The following is a 20,525-nucleotide window of genomic DNA, read 5'->3' on the forward strand; positions in this document are numbered from 1 at the left end:
TGCACATCGTCGAGCGCATTGATGGCAGACGCCATGGCGCCGTTGAGCGGCAGCCCGCAGGTGACCGCCATGCGCGAGATGGCAATCGACGGCGCCTGGGGGCCGTGGTCGACCGCGGACACCAGCGCCGCTTCCAGCAAACGGGCCTGTTCGGGGCTGGGCAGCTCACCGCGCAGCATCAGCCAGATCATCTGCGGGAAGCTGATGTTGCCGATCAGGTCCTCGATGGGATGACCGCGCGGACGGATGACACCCGGGCGGATATCGATGATCGACGTGGACCACCAGGCGGAGGCACGTTCCAGTTGGGCTTCTGGCGACTGGTCAGGCGAGACGGACATGGATTCAAACCCCGTTGGCAACCGTTGAAATGCCCAGCTCTTTCAAGACCTGGGCGGTGTGTTCGCCCAGCCGCGGCGGCGGCATGGTCGGTGCGGGACGCTGCCCGTCGATCAGCACCGCGCTGGCGGTCAGGCTGATGGACTCGCGTCCGCTGCCCTCGAGCGGCAGCGCCTTCACCAGACCCCGCTGAGCCACCTGCGGCTGTGCCAGCGCATCGGCCACGCTCAGCACCTGGCCGGCGGGAACGCCCACCTTGTTCAGGCGTGCCTCCCAGGTGGCCGCGTCCGCACTCTGCAGGCAGGACTCCAGCGACTCGCGCAGCGCGTGGCGGTTCTGCTTGCGTGCTTCGCGCTGGGCAAAGCGCTCATCGGTCTTCAGGTTGGGCGCGCCCACCACGTCGCACAGGATTTCGAACTGTTCCTGCTTGTTGGCTGCGATGTTGAGCAGCCCGTTGCCGGTGGCAAAGGTGCCCGAGGGACTGGCGGTGAAGTTCTCGTTGCCCATGGGCACCGGCGTCTGCCCGGCGATCAGCAGGTTGGACACGATCCACCCCATGGCGGCCAGTGTGGTGTCCAGCATGGAGACGTCAATGAAGGCGCCTTCACCGGTCTGGCAGCGCCGGACCAGCGCCGAACTGATGGCGAACGCCGCCATCAGGCCACCCAGGGTGTCGCAGACCGGGTAGCCCACGCGCAAGGGCGACGACTCGCTGTCGCCGGTGATGCTCATGACACCGGAACGTCCCTGGATGATCTGGTCGTAGGCGGGCGCCTTGGCCAGCGGCCCGTCCTGCCCGAACCCGGAAATGGCGCAATACACCAGGCTGGGCTTGATTTTGCGCAGCTGCTCGTGGCCCAACCCGAGACGTTCCATCACCCCGGGGCGGAAGTTCTCCAGCACCACGTCCGAGGCCTGCATCAGCGCCAGGAAGGTCTGGCGCCCCTGCTCCGACTTCAGGTCGATCACCACCGACCGCTTGTTGGCGTTCTGGGCCAGAAACGAGGTCCCCATGTGCTGCGCGTTGAGCGCCGAGTCGGCACCCAATTGCCGCGCCAGGTCCCCGCCATCAGGCGTCTCGACCTTGATGACGTCGGCCCCAAACAGGGCCAGCTGGTAGCCACAGAACGGCCCGGCGAGCACGTTGCTCAAGTCAAGGACGCGAACGCCCTGCAGCAGTTGGTTCACGGTGTGATCTCCCGCTCGCATGTCAGATCGGTGCGGTGTTGGCGTCGTAGCTGTAGAGCCAGTCGTAGCGTTCGAAGATGGGCTCGGAACTCCACTCGCGCTGCAGGTACTTCTCGGCCGACGCCTCGGTGGCCAGGTCCTGGCTGTGAACACGCTCGGTGTTGGCCGTGGCGCCGCGCACCATGCGGCTGGTGCGTTCAATGCGGGCCGCTTCGTAGCGGGCCAGCGCAGCGGGCACATCCGCCACGCCCACGCCTTCGAGGCAGCGCGAGAGCACCATGCCGTCCTCGATCGAGTGCACCGCGCCCTGTGCCAGGAACGGCAGCGTGGCGTGCGCCGCATCGCCCAGCAGCGAGATGCGCCCCTGGGTCCAGCGCGGGATCGGATCGCGCTGCATCAGCGCCCACTTGATCAGACGCGGGCTGCGCTTGATCATGGTCTGCACATCCTCGTGCCAGCCGGCGAAATCGTTCAGGCACTCCTCGGTGGTGCCCGGGGTCGCACCTTCGGCCACATCCCATGTCTTGCCTTCGATGGTGGCCACGAAGTTCATGATCTTGGAGCGGTGCAGCGGGTAGCACACCGCGTGGCCGCCCGGGCCGATCCAGGTCGAGCCCACCGACACCTGCATGTGCTCGGGCATCTCTTCCATGGGGATCAACCCGCGCCAGGCCACCATGCCGGAGAACTCCGGATCGCAAGGGCCCCACAGCGTGTTGCGGATCACCGAGCGGACACCGTCACCGCCGATCAGGGCATCGCCCTTGATGCGTCGGCCATCGCGCAGCATCAGCGTGGCCGACTGCTCGTCCTGCTCGCAACCGGCCACGCCGCAGCCCAGGTGGATGGCGTCGGGCTTGAGCGCGCGCACGCGATCGGCCAGCGACTGGTGCAGGTCGGGCCGGTACACCGTCAGGTATGGGTAGCCGTAGTGCTCGACCACCGCCTTGCCCAGGCTCAGCATAGGCCAGGGCTTGCCGGTATTCCACAGGCGGAATTCCTTGCGCACCGGGTCGCACGAGAGTTCCTTGAGGCGCTGGAACACGCCCAGCGCGTCCAGCACCTTGTTGCCGTTGGGGCTGATCTGGATGCCCGCCCCAACCTCCTTGAGCTCTGGGGCCTGTTCGTACACCTCGACGTCGATGCCGCGCTGCAGCAGCGCCACCGCCGCGGACAAACCACCAATACCACCACCTGCTATCAATACCTTCATGTCGTTTCTCCTGGGATGTGCGTTGCGAGCGAGACGCTCACTGCTTGATCTGCGCCTTGCGGATGACGTCCGCCCACATGTCGATTTCGCCGTGGAAGAACATCCGGAAATCGTCCAGACCCATGTCGGACGAACTGGCTCCGCGGGCCTTGAGGTAATCGCGGGTCTGGCTGGACTGCATGACCTCGCGCACCGCTTCGTTGAGCTGTTTGAGGATGTGCGGCGGCACGCCGCTGCGCGCGAAGATGCCGAACCAGGTTGTGGGCTTGAAGTTGCCAAAGCCCGCCTCGACCGCCGTGGGCACGCCGGGCAGCGTGTCCAGCCGCGCGTCGCTGGTGATCAGCAGGCCCTTGAGCTTGCCCGCCTGGATATGGGGCACCAGGTTGGCCGAGTCCAGGAAGACGATCGGCGCCTCGTCCTTGAGCGCGGCCAGCACCGCCGGTGCGGCACCGCGGTAAGGCACCTGGGGCAGCGTGGCGCCGGCCTGCAGAGCGAACAGGTCGGTGACCAGCCCGGTGGAGGTGCCCGCCACCGCGGCGTTCAACGGACTGCCCGGCTGCTTGAGCAGGGTCACCAGTTCCTTGGCGGTGTTGGCGCGGACGTTGGGATGCACCGCCAGCACAAACGGCAACCGCATGAACTGGGCGATCGGCGCGACGTCGGTCTTGGGGTTGTAGCGGGCCTGGTCTTTGTGCAGCGTCGGGTTGATGGCCGAGGCCGGCGTGTCGGTCAGCAGGGTGTAGCCGTCGGCCGGCGCTGCGAGCAAGGCGTTCATGGCGATCATGCCCATGCCACCGGTCCGGTTCTCCACCACCACCGGTTGCCCCAGCCGCTTGCTCAGACCGTCAGCGACCAGGCGCGTGGTGGCGTCCACCATGCTGCCCGGATCGTAGGGTGTGACGATGCGGATGGTGCGCTCGGGGTAGTTGGCCTGCGCCCAGGCGCTGCCCAGTCCGCAGGCGGCCAGCAGGCCCAGGGCGATTCGGCGCAGATGGTGCCGACGTGTCGGTGTGCTTGTTGTCATGTGTGTCTCCAGCAGGTTGTTGGAATCGTTCAGGCTTGGGCGCTGCGCAGCATGTCGAAGGCCCGCATCACCGGCTCGTCGCTCACGCGGATCAAGTGCGTGTCGGCCGCCACCGTGTGGCTGAACGGTTGCCAGGCGGGCACCACGAACACATCGCCGCGGCGCCATTGCAGTTCCTGGTTACCCACACGGCTGCTGCCCTCGCCTTCCAGCACCGTGTAGATGGCGTTGGCGGTGCTGCGGTGCATGCGGGAGACAAACCCCTTGCCCATGCGCTGCGCGTGCACGGCCATGGTCTTGAGCGCTGGCGAGCCCAGCTCCACTTCCCGCTGGGCCACGCCGGAAGCGGTGTCGGGCGCCGCGTCCAGGCGCTGCATCGAGGTCTCCCAGCGCAGCGCCAGGTCGCACTCTTCCACGTTGTGCACGTCCTTCTCCAGCTTGTCCGGATGGCGCTCGAAGAACATCGGCTCCAGCAGGTGCACCAGCGGCACGTCGAGCACGTCGACCCAGAAGCACTCGTCCGGCCCCAGGCTCTCGTGCGAGTGCCAGTTCCAGCTCGGCGTCAGCAGCACGTCGCCCGGGCGCATCTCGACGCGGGTCCCGTTGACCGTGGTGTGGCTGCCGCGTCCTTCCAGGATGATGCGCAGCGCGTTGGGCGTGTGGCGGTGCGCATCGGCGCACTCCCCCGGCTTGATCGACTGGTAGGCCGCCACCAGGGTGCGCACCGTGGCGTAACGATTGCCCTCGACCGGGTTGGTCATGGTCAGGTTGCGCCGGTCCGCCATGCGGTGGTCCACCAGGTGGCCCGCCTCGTCGAGGATCGGCCGCACATCGGCGTAGTGCCAGACGTAGGGCAGGAAGTTCTGACGGGGCTCGGGCCAGAGGGCGGGTGCCTTGCGGTGCCAGCCGCCCTCCATGTTCTTGGCGTAGATCGACGCGTACAGTGCCTCAAGGTCGCTCATGACCGCTCACTTCTGTTTGATGATGTCGGGCGTGTAGGGCTTGTCGAACACGGGCGTGGCGCCCTCGGTGCCCTGCACCACCTTCACGTTCATCTCGCCCAGTCCGTCGATGGTGATGCGCACCTGATCGCCGGCGCGGATCTGGCCCACCCCGGCCGGAGTGCCGGTGGCGATGATGTCGCCGGGGTACAGCGTCATCACGGCCGAGGCCATTTCCACCATGCCGGGGATGTCCAGCACCAGGTCGCGCGTGTTGGCGTGCTGGCGCAGTTCGCCGTTGACCCACAGCTTCATCTCCAGCTGGGTCGGATCGGCCACCTCGTCGGCCGTCACGATCCACGGGCCCACCGGGCAGAAGGTGTCGTAGGCCTTGCGGAACACGCGCTCTTCGCGACCGCGCACCACCATGTCCATCAGGCAGGCGTAGCCGAACACGTGCTCGCGCCAGTCTTCGCGGCGGATGCCACGACCGCCCTTGCCGATCACGATGCCCAGTTCGGCTTCGTGGTGCACCTCGCGCTGCGGCACGTTGGGCAGCACCACCGGCTCGCCAGCACCAGACAGGGACGAGTTGGGCTTGAGGAAGAAGCCCTGGTGGTCGGCACGGTAGCCGGCCTGCATCTCGCGCCCGTGGTCGTGGTAGTTCACGGGGTAGGCGATGACCTTGTTGGGCCACGGGATCGGCGTGCGCAGCGTCACGTCGCGCACCGGGATGCGGGGCAGGCCCGGCAAGGCGGCTTCGATGCGCGGACGCCAGGCGTCGAAGTCCGCCACCAGGCGGGTGGGGGCCACCGGGGGCCATTCGGCGGTGTCCACGCCCAGCAGCTCGGTGATGTCCACCAGGTGCTCGTCGTCGACCACCACGGCGATGCGGTTGTCGTTGAAACGGGTGATTTTCATGGTCGGTCCAATCGTTCAGTGCGAAGGGAAAACGGGGCGCTCAGGACTTCAGGCCGAAGACGAAACGCGCGTTGTCGGAAAAGATCTTTTGCTTGTCGTCGGCGCTGAGCCATTCGAAGCTTTCAATGACCGGGCGGACGTCGTCGCGCAGGCGGCCGGTGCTGGGGTCCACCGTAGAACCCACCCCCGGGCACTCAGAGCCGAACAGGCAGCGGTCAGCGCCCACGGTTTTGATCAGCAGGCGCAGGGCTTCCTCGGAATAGAGCACCGTGTCGTAGTAGATGTTGCGCATGCCATCAAGGAAGTTCAGGCCACGGCGCCCGGCGCTCGACTGGAAACGCCCGATCTGGTAGGGGATGGAGCCACCACCGTGCGAGCAGACCACCTTGAGCTGCGGAAAGTCCTTGAACACATCGGAGTGCACCAAGCCGTACACGGCGATCGACTCTTCGTTGACAAAGTGCAGGGTGTAAGGGCTGCGCGGCGAGTGCGAACCGGTCGCGTGGATGTGCATCGGCACATCGAGTTCGCACAGCTTTTCGTACAGCGGGTACCAGTAGCGGTCGCCCAGCGGCGGGGGCTCGGTCCCGGTGTTTTCGAACGGATCGGGGTTGAACAGGACGCCCCGGAAGCCCATCTTCACGCAGCGCTCCAGCTCGGGCAGGCAGCTCTCCACCGGCTCGCCGGCGGCTTGCGGCAGCCCCGCCACCGGCACGAAGCGGTTGGGGATGAGCTGCACCGTGCGGGCGATGATGTTGTTGGTTTCCTCGGTGAACCAGTGCACCAGCTTCGAGGGCTTGACGCTGTGCATCATCTGGAACGGCCGGGGCGACAGCATCTGGACGTCGGTCCCCACGGCATCCAGCATGTCCAGGTGGCCCTTGGGTGCCATTTCTTTTTTGTTGGCGTGGCGCAGGATGTCTTCGTCGCTGATCTCGGGCATGCGGCGCCCGTGGGCCCCCAGGTGCGACAACAGGTTGGCTTTGTAAACCCACAAGTCCGAAGGGGGGCTGACGTGTCCGTGGCAATCGATGATCATGGTGTTGGAAGGTTGGTTGGCGAGACAGGAAGGGGGTTCAGCGGGCGGTCCAGGCTCAGTCCCAGGCGGTGAACGCCAGGCCGATGCCGGTGCCGACGGCGGTGCGGTAGACCGGGATGTATTCCTCGTACCGGCACTGCAGGTGGGTGGTGGCGCCGGCCATGGCGATCCAGTTGCGGATCTCGGACGAGCCCGAGCACAGGGACTCCTGGGTCACCTGGGTCAGCGTCTGGACGTCGTGCGTACGGATCGCTTTGAGCAGCTTGCGGTCGAAGGCCTCTTCACACAGGAAGTGGCTCAGGCCGCCGGAAGCGATCACCGCCACCTTGGCGTCGATGGGTGAAGCCGCCAGCGCGTGGGCGATGTGCGAGCCGAACTCGAAGCAGCGCGCCGCCGTGGGGTTGTTGGGCGGGAAGTAGGTGTTGATGAGCACCGGCAGCATGGGCACGCGCAGGCGCTTCATCAGACGCTGGTAGATGAAGCCGTAGGCATGGCCGAAGGCGCGCTGCTCGGGGTTGGGCACGGCGTTGGCGGCGGCCACATCCACACCCAGACGGATCAGGCCGCGGATCAGGTCGTCGGCCAGTTGCGGTGCACCGGGAAAGCGGTGGGGCATGTCCATGCCATAGCCGGCCCAGAACTCCTTGTCGGCCCAGCCCAGGCGCGGGTGCGGCAGCGGCATTTCCTTCATCACCACCTCGGGGCCCCGGTAAACGGCGATGGCGGGCATGTTGTCAAAGCCGAACAGCTCGTCCTGGTCGTCGCCGATCACCAGCACCACGTCCGGTTGGGCGTCGACGAGGCGCGCCTCCAGCACGTCCAGCGCGGACTCGGCCTGGCGGGCCAGGTCGGGGAAACGCGCGGCGTCGCTCTGCTCGCGGAAGGGTTCGCCGCGCTCGGCCAGCAACTGGTCGTACGAGCACTTGCGGCCGTCCAGGGTGTAGAGCGCGGTCTGGCGCCGGTCGTCCTGCGCGCGCTGCTCCCAGCGGTCGCCGTCGAGGACGAGGATGGGGCTGTGCGAGGTGCCGATGCCCAGCGTGATGCGTGCCATGTGTCAGTCTCCTTGGCGTTGGGGGGTCGAGCCAGGGCTCAGAAGTTGTAGAGCTCGAGCGTGCGTTCGCCCGCGGCGATGCGCTTGAGCACATCGGCCTCCTTGGCCTCGCGCTGCTCGGCCGCCTGCACCACCCCGGCGGCGCGCTCGCGCCCGATGACGACCACGCCGTCGCGGTCGCCCAGCACCAGGTCGCCCGCGTGCACGGTGATCTCGCCCAGGAGCACCGGGTGGTTGACCCAGCCGCGCGCCAAGTGGTCCTTGCCGGTGCCGCGGATGCACAGCCCGGTCGCAAAGACCGGGAAGCCGATGCTCTCGAGCAGGTCGATGTCGCGCACGCCGCCGGCGATCACCAGACCGCCCAGGCCGCGCACCTGCGCGGCGGTGGACATGATCTCGCCCCAGTAGCCGTGGTCGTGCACGTCGTTGGCGTACACCACCAGCACATCACCGGGCTTGGCCACGTACAGGGCGCGGTGGATCCAGAGGTTGTCACCGCCAGGTGAATGCACCGTCACGGCTGGGCCGCACAGCTTCATGGACGGGTGCACCGGCTTGATGGCCGGCGGCAGTGCGCCCACGCGACCACCGGCCTCGTGCACGGTGGCGCTGGGCAGGACCCGGGCGCGTGCGATCAGGCCCGAGTCGACCCGCTCGATTTCGTGGCGGATGGTCGGGAACTGCAGGGCCGGGTCGTTCGCTGAGGACTGGCTCATGCGCCCTCCCGCGTCTGCAGCTGGTGATAGCCCATGGCCTTGCGCGCCTCGCGCAGCGGGGTCCCGGCGCGCACCGCTTGGCGGATGGCGTCCTCGGCGTTGTGGATCGCCTCAGCCGTGTCCAGCACGTGGTCTTCGTGCTCCTTGGGGATGACGACCACACCGTCGGCGTCACCGCGTACGATGTCGCCGGGGGCCACGCGGGCACCGCCGATGTTCACGGGCACCTGGGTCGCCTCGACCTGCACGCGGTCCTTGCCGGTGCGCATGTAGTTGTCGCGGCTGAAGACCGGATAACCCAGTTCCAGGCACAGCGACACGTCGCGGTTGACGCCGTCGATCACGGTGCCAGCGATGCGGCGGTTGTGCGCCACCTCGGTCAGGATGTCGCCCCAGACGGTGGCGTTGTCCACACCGCCGTTGTCCAGCACGATGACCGAGCCTTCGGGCACGTCGTCGATGTAGTCACCCACCGTGCCCGAGGGCTTGCCGGCGGGGCCGTACAGCAGCGTCCAGGCGCGCCCGGCCATGCGGAATTCTGTCGAGCGCGGCTTGATGCGGTGGCACTGTCCGTTGATGCCGCACTTGTCGAGTGCGTCGCTGAGGGTGGCGGTGTCCAGGCGCGCGGCGCGCGTCACATTGTTGTCAGTCATGGCTTTCCCCTTAGGCGGCCTCGGGCCGCAACATGAATTCGTAATCCCGGCCCATCACCTCGGTGACCGGGCGCCCTGCCAGCAGGTCCTTGGCCATGCCGGCCTCGCGGCCGGCGATGCGTTCGGCGGCGGCGATCACCTCGTCCGCGCGGGCCGCCGGGATGAACACCACACCGCTGCCATCGGCGATCACCAGATCGCCGGGGTTGACGGTGACGCCGCCGATGCACACCGGGCCGTTGACCTCGGCTTCTTCGACACGTCCGCGCGCGGTGCGCGGCGTGAGGCTGCGGCAGTAGATGGGCAGCGCGTAGGTGCGCGCTTCGTCGATGTCGCGCACCGGGCCGTCGGCGACCACGCCGGCGATGCCCTTGACCTTGGCGCCCAGCGACAGGATGCCGCCCCAGCAGCCAGCCTCGATGCCGGTGCGCTGCTCGACCACGATCACCTCGCCCGCAGCGGCGAGCTCGATGGCGGTGGTGCCCAGGTGGCGCACCGGGCCGTCCGTCTTGGGGGCCTGCCCTGCCGGCACGAGGCGGTAGGTGACCACGCGGCCGACCAGCTTGGAAGAGGTGGACTGCTGGGCCAGTCCGGTGGCGACCTGCTGGTCGATGCCCAGCCGGTCCAGCGCGTCGGACACCGCGCAGGCGTCCAGGTGGCGCAGGCGCGGCACAAGTTCTTGGTTCATCGTGGAAGACTCCTTGAAGCGAAACGGGGGTTCAGTGGCGGGTGCGCGGATCGAGCGCGTCGCGTAGGGCATCGCCCAGCAGGCTGAACGAGAAGACGGTGAGGCTGATGGCCAGGCCCGGAAACAGGATCACCCAGGGCGCGGAGGTCAGGGTCTCCACGCTCACGCCCGAGAGCATCAGTCCCCAGGCGGGCGTGGGTTCGCTCACGCCCACGCCCAGGAAGGACAGCGAGGCCTCCAGCAGGATGGTCTGGGCGGTGAAGGCGCTGACCATCACCAGCCAGGGCGAGACCAGGTTGGGCAGCATGTGGCGCACGATGATGCGCAGGTGCGAGAAGCCCAGCGCGCGGGCGGCGTCGATGTAGGGCGAGACCCGCACACCCATGGCGGCCGTGCGCATCACGCGGGCCATCACCGGGATGTAGGGCAGGATGATCGCCAGCATCAGGTTGGTGTCCACACCGGCCACCATGTTCTTGCCCAGCACCGCCACCACGACCAGCGCGGCCACGATCAGGGGAATCGACAGCAGCACGTCGTTGGCCCGCTGCAGTAGCGCGTCGACGCGGCCACCGAAATAGGCCGAGGCGGTGCCGATGGCGGCGCCGATGATCGAGCCGATCAGGGCGGTGGAGATGCCCAGCAGCAGGGCCGGACGGGTACCGTGCAGGATGCGCGAGAACACGTCGCGGCCGTAGTTGTCGGTGCCGAACCAGTGCTCGGCGCTGGGCGGTTGCAGCACCGCGTCAAAGCGCGCATCGAGCGGGCTGAACGGCGCCAGCTGCGGGGCGAAGGAGCCCGCGAGCAGCATCACCACGATGAGCACCAGGGCGATGACGCCCAGTGGCTGCGTCCTGGCAAAACGGGCGAAAGCCTTGAAGGTGGGTGAGCCAGACATGGAGGGGACCATTTGGGTGGACGGGGGGGCGGTGACGGTCGACATCAGTGGATGCGGATGCGGGGGTCAAGGGCGGCCTGCAGCAGGTCCACCAGGAAGCCCACGCAGACGTAGATCAGCGCGAACAGCATCACCAGGCCCTGGATGAGGGCCAGGTCGCTGAAGCTGATGGCCTGCATCAGCAGACGGCCGATGCCGTTGATGTTGAACACCTGCTCGGTGACCACCAGGCCACCGAGCAGCCCGGCGAATTCGATGCCGATGACGGTGATCGTGGGCAGCAACGCGTTGGCCAGCGCGTGGCGCACCACCACGCGGGCCGGGCTCACGCCCTTGGCGTGGGCGGTGCGCACGTAGTCCTGCTGCAGCACCTCGATCAGGGACGAGCGCAGCAGGCGCGCGTTGACCGAGGACAGGCGCCAGCCCACCACCACGGCCGGCACCAGGATCTGGGCCAGGTGCTCCCAGGGACGCTCGCTGAACGGCACGGTCTCGATCGGCGGGATCCAGCCCACCGTGGCCAGCAGCGCCAGCAGCACCAGCATGGCCAGCCAGAAGCTGGGCACCGATTGCCCGGTGACCGTGCACACCCGCACGCACTGGTCCAGCCAGGTGCCGCGGCTGAGCGCACCGACCACCCCCAGGGGAATGGCCAGCACCAGGCCGATCACCAGCGCGGAGATGGCCAGCTTGATCGTCACGCCGAAGCGGCTGCCGATCTCGTCGGCCACGGGGTTCTCGCTCCAGATCGAGATGCCCAGGTCCATACGGGTGAGACCGGCGATCCAGCGCACGTATTGCGCGACCAGCGGCTGGTCGTAGCCGAACCGTGCCTTCTGCACCTGCAGCTGTTCGGCGGTGATGACGCCGCCTTCGCTGGTGTACTTGAACTCGACCGGGTCACCGGGCAGCACCCGCAGCAGGAAAAAGATCAGCGTGGCGACGGCCCAGAGCGTGAACACCAGCTGCAGGGCGCGACGGAACAGGAACTTCAACATGTCAGTTACCTCAGGCCAACTTCAGACAGGCGACCAGCCGGCCAGGGGCCACGGACCGCAATTCGGGGACGGTGCGGGCGCACTCGTCGGTGGCCAGGGAGCAGCGCGTTCTGAACGCACAGCCCGAGGGTGGCGACAGGGGGCTCGGCGGCTCGCCCCGGATCGCCTGTGCCTGCACACCGCCCATGCCGATCTGCTCGGTGCTGGGCACGGCGGCCATGAGCACCTGGGCGTAGGGGTGCAGCGGTTGCGCATAGAAGCTGTCGCGGTCGGCCACTTCGACGACCCGCCCCAGGTACATCACCACCACCTGGGTGGCGATCTGGCGCACCACGGCCAGGTCGTGGCCGATGAACAGGTAGGCCAGGTTCATGCGCTCTTGCAGGTCGGCCAGCAGGTTGACCACCTGGGCCTGTACCGACACGTCCAGGGCCGAGACGGCCTCGTCGCAGACGATGAACTCCGGCCGCATGGCCAGGGCACGGGCGATCGCCACGCGCTGGCGCTGACCACCGGAGAGCTGGTGCGGGTAGCGCTCGGCGTGCTCGGCCCGCAGACCGACTTCCTGCAACAGGCGCACGGCCTCGGCCTGGGCCTCTGCACGGCTGGCGACGATGCGGTGCACCAGCATCGGCTCGGTCAGGATGCTGCCGATGCGCTGGCGCGGGTTGAGGGAGGAATACGGGTCCTGGAACACCACCTGGGTGTGCCGGCGGAACGAACGCAGCGCGCGGTCGCTGCGGTAGGTGATGTCTTCACCGCGGAAGCGCACCTGCCCGCCCGAGGGCTCGTCCAGGCGCAGCAGCAGCCGCCCCAGGGTCGATTTGCCACAGCCCGACTCGCCGACCACGCCGATGGTCTCGCCGGGCCGGATGGACAGGCTCACGTCGCGCAAGGCCTGGACATGCCGCTGGGCACCGAACAGCCCCTTCTTGAGGGCGAAGATTTTCTGAAGCCCGGTCACCTCGACCAGGACGTCGCCGTCGCGCACCGCGGGCGCCAGGGCGGGCAACTCGGCCAGACCGGTGGTCCAGCGGATGCGGCCGGCGGCCACGTCATCGGCGCGCACGCAGGCGGACTCGGTGCCCACGTCGGTCGGCCGGGCTTCGCAGGCCTGCGCACAGGCGAGCTGCGCGTGCATGCAGCGCGGTGCGAACGGGCAACCCGGGGGCAAATCGGTGGGGCTGGGCGGCGTGCCCTCGATGCCCGCCAGCCGGCGGCCCAGCGGCCCCTCCAGCGTGGGCACCGAGGCCAGCAGCCCGGCGGTGTAGAGGTGGCGCGGGCTCTGGAACAGCGGGCGGCAAGGGCCCTGCTCCATCACGCGACCACCGTACATCACCAGCACCCGGTCGGCGTAGCGTGCGACCACGCCCAGGTTGTGGGTGATGATCACCAGCGCGATCTGCAGCCGGTGGCACAGGTCCTGCATCAGGTCGAGGATCTGGGCCTGGATGGTGACGTCCAGCGCTGTGGTCGGCTCGTCGGCGATCAGCAACTTGGGGTTGCACGACAGGCCGATGGCGATCATCACGCGCTGGCGCATGCCGCCCGAGAACTGGTGCGGGTACTGGTCGATGCGGGTGGAGGCATCGGGTATGCCCACCAGGCCCAGCAGCTCCAGGGCCCGCTCGCGCGCGGCCGCCGGCGTCAGGCCCAGGTGGATGCGCAGCGGCTCGGTCAGCTGCTCGCCCACGGTCATCACCGGGTTGAGCGCCATCATCGGGTCCTGGAAGATCATCCCGATGCTCTTGCCCCGCAGGGCCCGCATTTCTGTGCGGCTCAGACCCAGCAGGTCCACACCATCGAAGGCCATGCGGTCGGCGGTCACCTTGGCGTTGTCGGCCAGCAACCGCATGACGGCCAGCGAGCTGACCGACTTGCCCGAACCCGACTCGCCCACGATGGCCAGGATCTCACCCGGGTAGACGTCGTAGCTCAGGCCGCGCACGGCCTGTACATCGCCCCCCTCTGTCGTGAAGCGCACGTTCATGTTGCGCACCGACAGCAGGGGTGCATTCGACGCAGCGGCAGGTACTGCCGCGCTGACCGCAGGGCGGCCTTGGGCAATTTCGTTCAGCATGGCGGGCACGGGTTGTGTCACTTCTTGGCGCCGCCGTCGAACCACACGTCTGCGAGGTCGATCTTGACGTAGTTGGAGCCGTAGTCACCCTCCAGGCCGCGCAGCTGGGCGTCCATCACCCGCTTGCGGCTCTGCCAGAACAGCGGCATCACGAAGCTCTGCTCCATCAGGTAGCTCTCGAGATCGCGCACGCGCTGCTTGCGGCTTTGCGGGTTGAAGTCCTGCAGCTGCGCCTGGTAGAGCGCCACCACCTTCGGGTCGCCAAAGCGGGCCAGGTTGGCGCGGTTGGTGCTGAAGGGCTCGAAGTAGGCCAGCTGGATGGACGGGTCGTCCGAGTACTCGGCCGGGCTGTCGAAGATCAGGTCGTAGTCACCCGAGATGCGGCGCGCTGCCACCTGCGGGGTGTCCAGCGCCTGGTGGTCCACCGTCACGCCGATCCTGGACAGCTGGTCGGCCACGTACACACCGAAGTAGGTGAACGCGCGGTTGTTGACCACGGTGATCTTCAGGTTGCTCTGGCCGGCCGCCGCCAGCAGGCGCTTGGCCTCTTTGCGCGCGGCTTCGATGTCGCGCCCGAAGCCGGGCAGCTTGGCCAGCTCGGCATCGTCCCGGGCGAACGTCGAACCCGGACGCAGCAGGCCACCGACGCGGAACATGGGCGTCATCTGCTCCATGGCCTTGGATGCGCCCCAGCGGTCCAGCGCCAGGTTGAGCGCGCGGCGCACGCGTGGATCCTTCAGACCATCGCGCTGGTTGTTGATGGCGAACCAGGGCAGGAAGGTGGTGGCAGCGCCACCGCCACGGACCACCACCTTGTCACCGCGGGCGCCGGTCACCCGGGCCACCTCGGGCGGTGTCAGCCCCTGCATGGTGAAGTGCACCTGGCCGGCCAGCAAGGCGTTGGTGGCCGCCACCGGCGAGACGTTGAGCAGGCGGATGCCGTCCAGGTAGGGCTTGCCCGCCAGGAAGTAGTCGTTGAAGCGCTCGCCGACCCACTCCGAACCCGGCGTGTGGCGCACGAAGCGGAACGGACCGGTGCCCATGACCCGCTTGGTGGGGTAGCTCGGATCGCTGGCCATCAGCTTGGCCGAGTACACGCAGGCGTACGGCATGGCCAGCAGCTGCAGTGCCGCCGCGTTCTTGCGCTTGAACGTGAAGACGACGGTGTTGTCGTCTGGCGTTTCGATGGTGTTGACGTCGGCCAGCATGCCCTGGCGCAGCGACACCACGCCCGCGGGCGGGTTGCGCAGACGGTCGAAGCTGGCCTTGACGTCGGCACTGGTCAGCGTGCTGCCGTCGTGGAACTTGATGTTGGGATGCAGGGTGAAGCGGTAGCTCAGGTTGTCCGGCGACACCGTCCAGCTCTTGGCCAGATCCCCCGTGACCTGGGGGAAGTTGTCGGCGTTGATCTTGAGCAGCGTGGAGTAATGCGGCGCCACGCGCCACATCACGGCCGGCGAGTTGGTGCCGTGGCAGTCGTACGTGGCAGGCTCGCCGACGTGCACCGGCATGACGAGCGTGCCGCCTTTGATGGGACTGGCCGCGGGCGCCTGCGCCTGCGCCTGGGCACTGGCGCCGAGCGAGCAAGCGAGCAGCGCGAACACGTGGGGGTGGAACACGGTGGGTTTCATCTTGTCTCCTGTTGTCTGGGGGTTCGTGTGGAAAAGGCGTCAGAGCATCGAGCGCCAGTCCTGCTCTTTCTCGACCACCATCGACTGCGGTGCGGTCTGCTCGTAGTCGATGGAGGCATGCAGGGCGAACTGCGGGGTTTCGCCCTTCATGAACTGGCGCACCGCGTTGGTCAGGCAGCGGCGCACCGCCAGCACCGCACCGTCACCAGCGCCCAGGTATTCCTGGGTGCGGTCGACGATGGGGCCCATGCTCATGATCACGGCGAAGTCCTCGGTGCCCAGCATCTGCGTGAAGCCGGTGAAGTGACCGTTCTTCATCGCATCGCGGTCCTGGCCCCAGTTGTCATCGGCGCTGCCCGGCGGCAGGGGCGGCCACGAGTCCGCGTCTTCGTAGTGGTGGGTCTTGTTGGGGATCAGCTTCTCGTTGTCCCGGTAGGTCAGCTGCCAGTAGTGGATGTTCTCGTCGTCGATGGGCACCGAGAAGAAGATGCTGCCGCCCTTGACGTCGGTGCTGTTGGGCGAAACGATGCCGAACCAGGGCATGACGAAGCTGTTGGTGCGCACGTACGAGCGCTCGTCCTTGAGCGCGCGCACCGCGGCGTAGCGGAAACCGTAGGGCTTTTGCACCAGGTGGTAGACCGGTGCCATGTTGGCCGACGACAGCTCGATGTCGCCGAAGCCCACCAGCCAGCTCTGGTGCAGCACGCCCAGGTGGGCCGAGTCCATGGTGGTCTCCACCGCCTGCAGCCAGTTGGCGTTGACCTTCTGGCGGAAGACCACGAAGTTCTCGCGCGGCAGGCCGACGAAAGGCAGCGCCGGGAACTCGGGCACCTCATCGCCCTGGCCCAGCCAGACCCAGACCATTCCGCCCTCCTCGCGCACCGGGTAGTGCTTGAGCGGCACGTGCTTGCAATACTCCACCTCGTTGTTGGGCTGGGTCGGCACGGCCACGGTCACGCCGTCGACGCGGAACTTCCAGCCGTGGTAAATGCAGCGCAGGCCGTTGTCCTCGTTACGGCCGATGGCCAGCGAGGCACCCCGGTGCGGGCAGGCTTCGTCGAAGAAGCCCACGCGCCCGTCGGTGGAACGGAAGGCCACGTACTGGTGACCGAACAGCTTGACGCGCAGGGGTTTGCCGTCCGCCTCCAGCTTGTCCGACAGGGCCGCGGGCACCCACCAGTGCTGGCGGATCATCCTGCCCATGGGGGCATCGCCGCACACGCTGGTCAGCAGCTTGTTTTCTTCTTTCGAAAGCACGTTGGTCTCCTTTCGCGCAGGCGCAGCCAGCGCATGTATGACGGTCGGGGGATGGGGGAAGTGGCCTCAGTCGGCGCGCTCGTCGGAGCGCTGGCGACGGCCTTCGAAAAACTCGGAAATCCGGCGTGCGGAATCGACGCCGGCCGAGCGGGTCATGGCGGTGACCATGGTCTCGGCGAACAGGCCTTCGCCCATGGGCATTTCGGCGATGCGGCCGATGCCATTGATGATGGCGTAGTTGGTGGCCGGAGCGTTCTTAACGATGGACTGGGCCAGTTCGCGGGCCTTGTCCAGCCCCGCTCCGGGTGCCACCAGGTGGTGCGACACGCCGATGCGAAGGGCTTCCTGGGCGTCGAACGAATGGCCGGTCAGCATCATCTCGATGACGCGGCTGCTGCCCACCAACCGGGGGATGCGCACCGAGCCGCCACCGCCCAGGAAGATGCCGCGCTGCCCCTCCGGCAATTGGAAGAAAGCCGACGTCTCGCACACCCGCACATGCGTGGCGGCGGCCAGTTCAAAGCCACCGCCGATCACGCCGCCCTTGAGCACACTGACCACCGGCAACTCGCCAAACTGGATCAGATCGAACGCCCGGTGCCACTGGCGCGAGCGGCGCATGCCCACCAGCACGTCGGGGCTGCGCTTGCTCATGAGTTCGAACAGGTCCAGACCGGCGCAGAAGTGCTCACCCTCGCCATGCAGGATCACCGCGCGGGCACCTTCGAGGCCGCGCAGGAAACACGTCTCCAGCGCGTCCATCAGGTCGTCGTTGATGGCGTTGCGTTTGGTCGGTCGGTTGAGCTTGACCAGCGCGACCTCGCCTTCGCGCTCGATGTGCAGCAGGTTTTCTTCCATAGATCCTTCTTTCTTCTGGGTAGGGGTGTCGGGTTGCGTGGGCGTTGCTGCGCTCTGTCAGCCTTCGATGACGATCACGTCGTCGGCCGGCGTAGCGTCGTACAGGCGCTCGACCGCATCGGCCCGGCGCGCCAACACGGCGCGCTGGTTGACGTAGCCCTTGTCGGTGATTTCGCCGGCGTCCATGGACGGCGGCTGCGCCAGGAGCAGCACACGGGCCACCTTCATGCTGCTGCCCGTGTGGCGGGCGTTGTGGGCACGCATCGCTTCGCGCAGCGCACTGCGCAGCGCGTCGTGTCCGATCGCGTCCTGTGCATCGGCGATGCCGAACCGCTCGCGCAGGGCAACCGGGTTCGGCCAGGCCAGCAGGGCCACGTGTGCGCGGTCCGCGCCAGCCACCACCACGTCGTTGAGCAAGGGGGCGGCCGCGTTGATGGCCTCGACCCGCAGCGAACCCACGCGCACGAAGATGCCCGACTGCAGCTTGAACTCTTCGGCCACGCGGCCGGCAAAGGCCAGCCCCTCGTGGGGCTGGGCGCGGTCCACAAAGGTGACCGCGTCGCCCATGCAGTAGAAGCCCTCGTCGTCGAACACGGCGCGGGTCAGTTCGGGCTGATCCAGGTAACCCGGCATCACCGAAGGACCCTTGACGCGCACCTCGTAGCGTTCGTCTTCCAGCGGCACCAGCTTGACGGTCACGCCCGGCTGCGGTAGCCCGACCAGTCCCGCCCGCTCGCCAGGCCAGTGCACCACGGTGGTGGCGGCGCAGGTTTCGGTCGATCCGTAGCCGGCCACGAACGGGATGCGGCGACCCAGGTGCTGCACGGCCAGGGCCTGCACCCGCGAATAGATGGCATCGGGCAGCTTGGCGCCCGACGAAGTGAGGCGGCGCAGCTGGCGGAAGAAGCTGCGCGCCATGTCGGCGTCGCGCTCCAGGGCGTCCACCAGCATGGTGTAGCCGGCCGGCACGCTGCTGAAGCGGGTCGGCGAGATTTCGCGCAGGTTGCGCAGCGTGCGCTCAAAGTCGCCCGGCACCGGCCGCCCATCGTCCAGGTACAGGGTTCCGCCCTCTTCCAGCACGCTGTTGAAGATCGCCGTGCCGCCCGCCACATGGCTCCACGGCAGCCACTCCAGCAGCACCGCCTCGGGCATGTCGGGCGTGCGACGGACCGTGTGGGCGTGCATGGCCATGGTGGCGCACAACATGCCCTGGGTGACGGGCACGGCCTTGGGCACCCCGGTGGAGCCGGAGGTGAACAGATACTTGGCCACGGTGTCCGGCGTGATCGCATCCACCGACGCCTGCACCGCAGCACCGACAGGGGTGGCGATCAGGTCCGACCAGGCCGTCGACGCCAGCCCGTCCACCGCCTCGCTCACGTGCACCACCCGCACATCGGGCGTGAGCACGGCGCGCAGCGCCTTCTGGTAGCGCGCAGCCTCCTGCACCAGCACCACGGCCGGGCGGATGAGGGCCACCATGGCCCGCAGTTTCTCGTGGTCGTTGCTGAGCAGTGAGTACGCCGGCGTCACCGGCACGTACGGCATGCGCGCCTGCATGGCCGCCAGTTCGAACACCGCATGCTCCAGCGAGTTGCCGCTGAGCACCATGACGTTGCGCCCGGGCACGCCCAGGTTCAGCAACCACTGGGTGACCGCATCCACCTGCGCGCCGGCCTGGCCATAGGTGAGGCTCAGCCAGCCCTCATGCCCCTCCCGGCGCTGCAGCAGCCATGGGCGGTCGGGCTGGGACTGGGCATGGCGACGCAGCACCACCGGCAGGTGCGCCTCCACCGGCCCCAGCGCCACGCGGCTGTGCATCAGCAACGCACCGTCGGCCCGCTCTTCCATCGCCACATCGCGCTGCAGAAATGGCAGATCCAGGAAAGGGATGCTGTGCACGGGATCCAGGGAAGCATTCATGTTGAAACCAGGGGCTGTCTGTCAAACAATAAGGTAACCTTACCTCACAACAAAAACAGTATGCATAGGGCAATCCCTAGTTTTTACAAAGCAAGGTTACCTTATAGTTTTCGGAGAACACTTTATTCATTCACCTCAACCGCGCCCCAGGCTTTGGGGCGGCTACGGAGCGTCATGAGCATTCACGGCAAGGCCTGCATCGCCGGCATATATGAACACCCGTTGCGTCGCGCCGAAGGCGTGTCGACCGCCCAACTGCACGCCGAGGTCGCGCTGGGCGCCCTGGCCGATGCCGGGCTGACACTGGACGACGTCGATGGCTATTTCTGTGGCGCGGACGCACCCGGTCTGGGTGGCCTCACCATGGCCGAATACATCGGGCTGAACCGCCTGCGGCACGTCGACACCACCGAATCCGGCGGCTCGGCCTATCTGCTGCACGTCAGCCACGCCGCACAGGCCATCGCGGCCGGGCATTGCAAGGTGGCGCTCATCACCATGGCCGACCGGCCGCTGGCGGCTGCCGCAGGAACGGCACTGGCGGGCATTGACCGCAACAGCATGCCCAACCTGCCGTTCCAGGCAGCGGTGCCGCCGCCGCCCATGTACGGCTATGCCATGGTGGCGCGGCGGCACATGCACGAGTTCGGCACCACGCCGGAACAACTGGCCTGGGTCCGGGTGGCCGCCTCGCACCATGCCCAGCACAACCCGTATGCGGTACACCGCTCGGTGGTGAGCGTCCAGGAGGTGCTCGACTCCCCGGTGGTGGCCTCGCCACTGCGCCGGCTCGACTGCTGCGTCATGACCGACGGCGGTGGCGCCGTGGTGGTGGTGCACCCCGACATCGCCAAGACGCTCAAGCGGCCGTTGGTCAAGGTGATCGGCGCCGGAGAAGCCGTCAAGCACCCCAACGCAGGCCAGATCGATCTCACCTGGTCGGCCGGCGTGCATTCGGGCGCCAAAGCGTTCGCCGAAGCCGGGATCACCCCCGCCGACATCGGCTACGCGTCGCTGTACGACAGCTTCACCATCACCGTCATCGTGCAACTGGAAGACCTGGGCTTCTGCGCCAAGGGCGAGGGTGGGCGCTTCGTGATGGACGGC

At 67.6% G+C, this 20,525-nt stretch carries 19 protein-coding genes; 1 reads left to right on the top strand and 18 read right to left on the bottom strand.

Features of this window, described 5'->3' with window-relative positions; all coding sequences use genetic code 11:
* The 18 genes from ACR2JA_RS18065 to ACR2JA_RS18150 all read right to left on the bottom strand — a co-directional run.
* A partial coding sequence (locus tag ACR2JA_RS18065) for a citrate/2-methylcitrate synthase (protein WP_434010456.1) occupies positions 1 to 341 on the bottom strand: 341 nt, incomplete at its 3' end.
* Between the two features lie 4 nt (positions 342 to 345).
* Positions 346 to 1,527 carry a CaiB/BaiF CoA transferase family protein gene (locus ACR2JA_RS18070; protein WP_434010457.1) on the bottom strand — a complete coding sequence of 394 codons (1,182 nt, stop codon included), beginning with the start codon at positions 1,525 to 1,527 and terminating at the stop codon, positions 346 to 348.
* A gap of 22 nt (positions 1,528 to 1,549) precedes the next feature.
* Positions 1,550 to 2,740: an FAD-dependent monooxygenase gene (locus ACR2JA_RS18075; RefSeq protein ID WP_434010458.1), complete on the bottom strand. Its 1,191-nt coding sequence runs from the start codon at positions 2,738 to 2,740 to the stop codon at positions 1,550 to 1,552.
* 37 nt (positions 2,741 to 2,777) lie between these two features.
* Positions 2,778 to 3,764: a Bug family tripartite tricarboxylate transporter substrate binding protein gene (locus ACR2JA_RS18080; protein ID WP_434010459.1), complete on the bottom strand. Its 987-nt coding sequence runs from the start codon at positions 3,762 to 3,764 to the stop codon at positions 2,778 to 2,780.
* Between the two features lie 29 nt (positions 3,765 to 3,793).
* Entirely contained in the window at positions 3,794 to 4,726 is a 933-nt protein-coding gene (locus ACR2JA_RS18085) for a cupin domain-containing protein (RefSeq protein WP_434010460.1), read from the bottom strand.
* A 6-nt stretch (positions 4,727 to 4,732) separates the two neighbouring features.
* Positions 4,733 to 5,626 (bottom strand): fumarylacetoacetate hydrolase family protein, encoded by an 894-nt coding sequence (locus ACR2JA_RS18090; protein WP_434010461.1) that lies wholly within the window; start codon positions 5,624 to 5,626, stop codon positions 4,733 to 4,735.
* A 40-nt stretch (positions 5,627 to 5,666) separates the two neighbouring features.
* Positions 5,667 to 6,665 carry an amidohydrolase family protein gene (locus ACR2JA_RS18095; protein WP_434010462.1) on the bottom strand — a complete coding sequence of 333 codons (999 nt, stop codon included), beginning with the start codon at positions 6,663 to 6,665 and terminating at the stop codon, positions 5,667 to 5,669.
* A 55-nt stretch (positions 6,666 to 6,720) separates the two neighbouring features.
* Entirely contained in the window at positions 6,721 to 7,716 is a 996-nt protein-coding gene (locus ACR2JA_RS18100) for a hypothetical protein (RefSeq protein ID WP_434010463.1), read from the bottom strand.
* A 38-nt stretch (positions 7,717 to 7,754) separates the two neighbouring features.
* A complete protein-coding gene (locus ACR2JA_RS18105) occupies positions 7,755 to 8,432 on the bottom strand; it encodes a 4-carboxy-4-hydroxy-2-oxoadipate aldolase/oxaloacetate decarboxylase (RefSeq protein ID WP_434010464.1) in 678 nt (225 codons plus the stop codon).
* Positions 8,429 to 9,085, bottom strand: coding sequence for an RraA family protein (locus ACR2JA_RS18110; RefSeq protein WP_434010465.1), 657 nt, complete (start codon positions 9,083 to 9,085; stop codon positions 8,429 to 8,431). The genes ACR2JA_RS18105 and ACR2JA_RS18110 overlap by 4 nt, the downstream gene beginning before the upstream one ends.
* A gap of 10 nt (positions 9,086 to 9,095) precedes the next feature.
* Positions 9,096 to 9,773, bottom strand: coding sequence for an RraA family protein (locus tag ACR2JA_RS18115; RefSeq protein WP_434010466.1), 678 nt, complete (start codon positions 9,771 to 9,773; stop codon positions 9,096 to 9,098).
* A gap of 31 nt (positions 9,774 to 9,804) precedes the next feature.
* Positions 9,805 to 10,671: an ABC transporter permease gene (locus ACR2JA_RS18120; RefSeq protein WP_434010467.1), complete on the bottom strand. Its 867-nt coding sequence runs from the start codon at positions 10,669 to 10,671 to the stop codon at positions 9,805 to 9,807.
* Positions 10,672 to 10,715: 44 nt separating this feature from the next.
* Positions 10,716 to 11,669: an ABC transporter permease gene (locus ACR2JA_RS18125; protein ID WP_434010468.1), complete on the bottom strand. Its 954-nt coding sequence runs from the start codon at positions 11,667 to 11,669 to the stop codon at positions 10,716 to 10,718.
* Positions 11,670 to 11,679: 10 nt separating this feature from the next.
* Positions 11,680 to 13,749 carry an ABC transporter ATP-binding protein gene (locus ACR2JA_RS18130; RefSeq protein ID WP_434010469.1) on the bottom strand — a complete coding sequence of 690 codons (2,070 nt, stop codon included), beginning with the start codon at positions 13,747 to 13,749 and terminating at the stop codon, positions 11,680 to 11,682.
* A gap of 17 nt (positions 13,750 to 13,766) precedes the next feature.
* On the bottom strand, positions 13,767 to 15,380 hold the full coding sequence (locus ACR2JA_RS18135; protein WP_434010470.1) for an ABC transporter substrate-binding protein: 1,614 nt from the start codon (positions 15,378 to 15,380) through the stop codon (positions 13,767 to 13,769).
* A 39-nt stretch (positions 15,381 to 15,419) separates the two neighbouring features.
* The gene (locus tag ACR2JA_RS18140) at positions 15,420 to 16,637 is read right to left on the bottom strand and encodes a Rieske 2Fe-2S domain-containing protein (protein ID WP_434010471.1); all 1,218 of its coding nucleotides are present in this window, start codon (positions 16,635 to 16,637) and stop codon (positions 15,420 to 15,422) included.
* Positions 16,638 to 16,703: 66 nt separating this feature from the next.
* Entirely contained in the window at positions 16,704 to 17,495 is a 792-nt protein-coding gene (locus tag ACR2JA_RS18145; protein WP_434010472.1) for a crotonase/enoyl-CoA hydratase family protein, read from the bottom strand.
* A gap of 57 nt (positions 17,496 to 17,552) precedes the next feature.
* Positions 17,553 to 19,418 (bottom strand): AMP-binding protein, encoded by a 1,866-nt coding sequence (locus tag ACR2JA_RS18150; RefSeq protein WP_434010473.1) that lies wholly within the window; start codon positions 19,416 to 19,418, stop codon positions 17,553 to 17,555.
* A 174-nt stretch (positions 19,419 to 19,592) separates the two neighbouring features.
* Here ACR2JA_RS18150 and ACR2JA_RS18155 point away from each other — a divergent pair.
* Positions 19,593 to 20,525: thiolase domain-containing protein (locus ACR2JA_RS18155; RefSeq protein WP_434010474.1), on the top strand; the 933-nt coding region annotated here is incomplete at its 3' end.

It is taken from the genome of Hydrogenophaga sp. (assembly GCF_051007235.1).
Lineage (GTDB): Bacteria > Pseudomonadota > Gammaproteobacteria > Burkholderiales > Burkholderiaceae_C > Hydrogenophaga.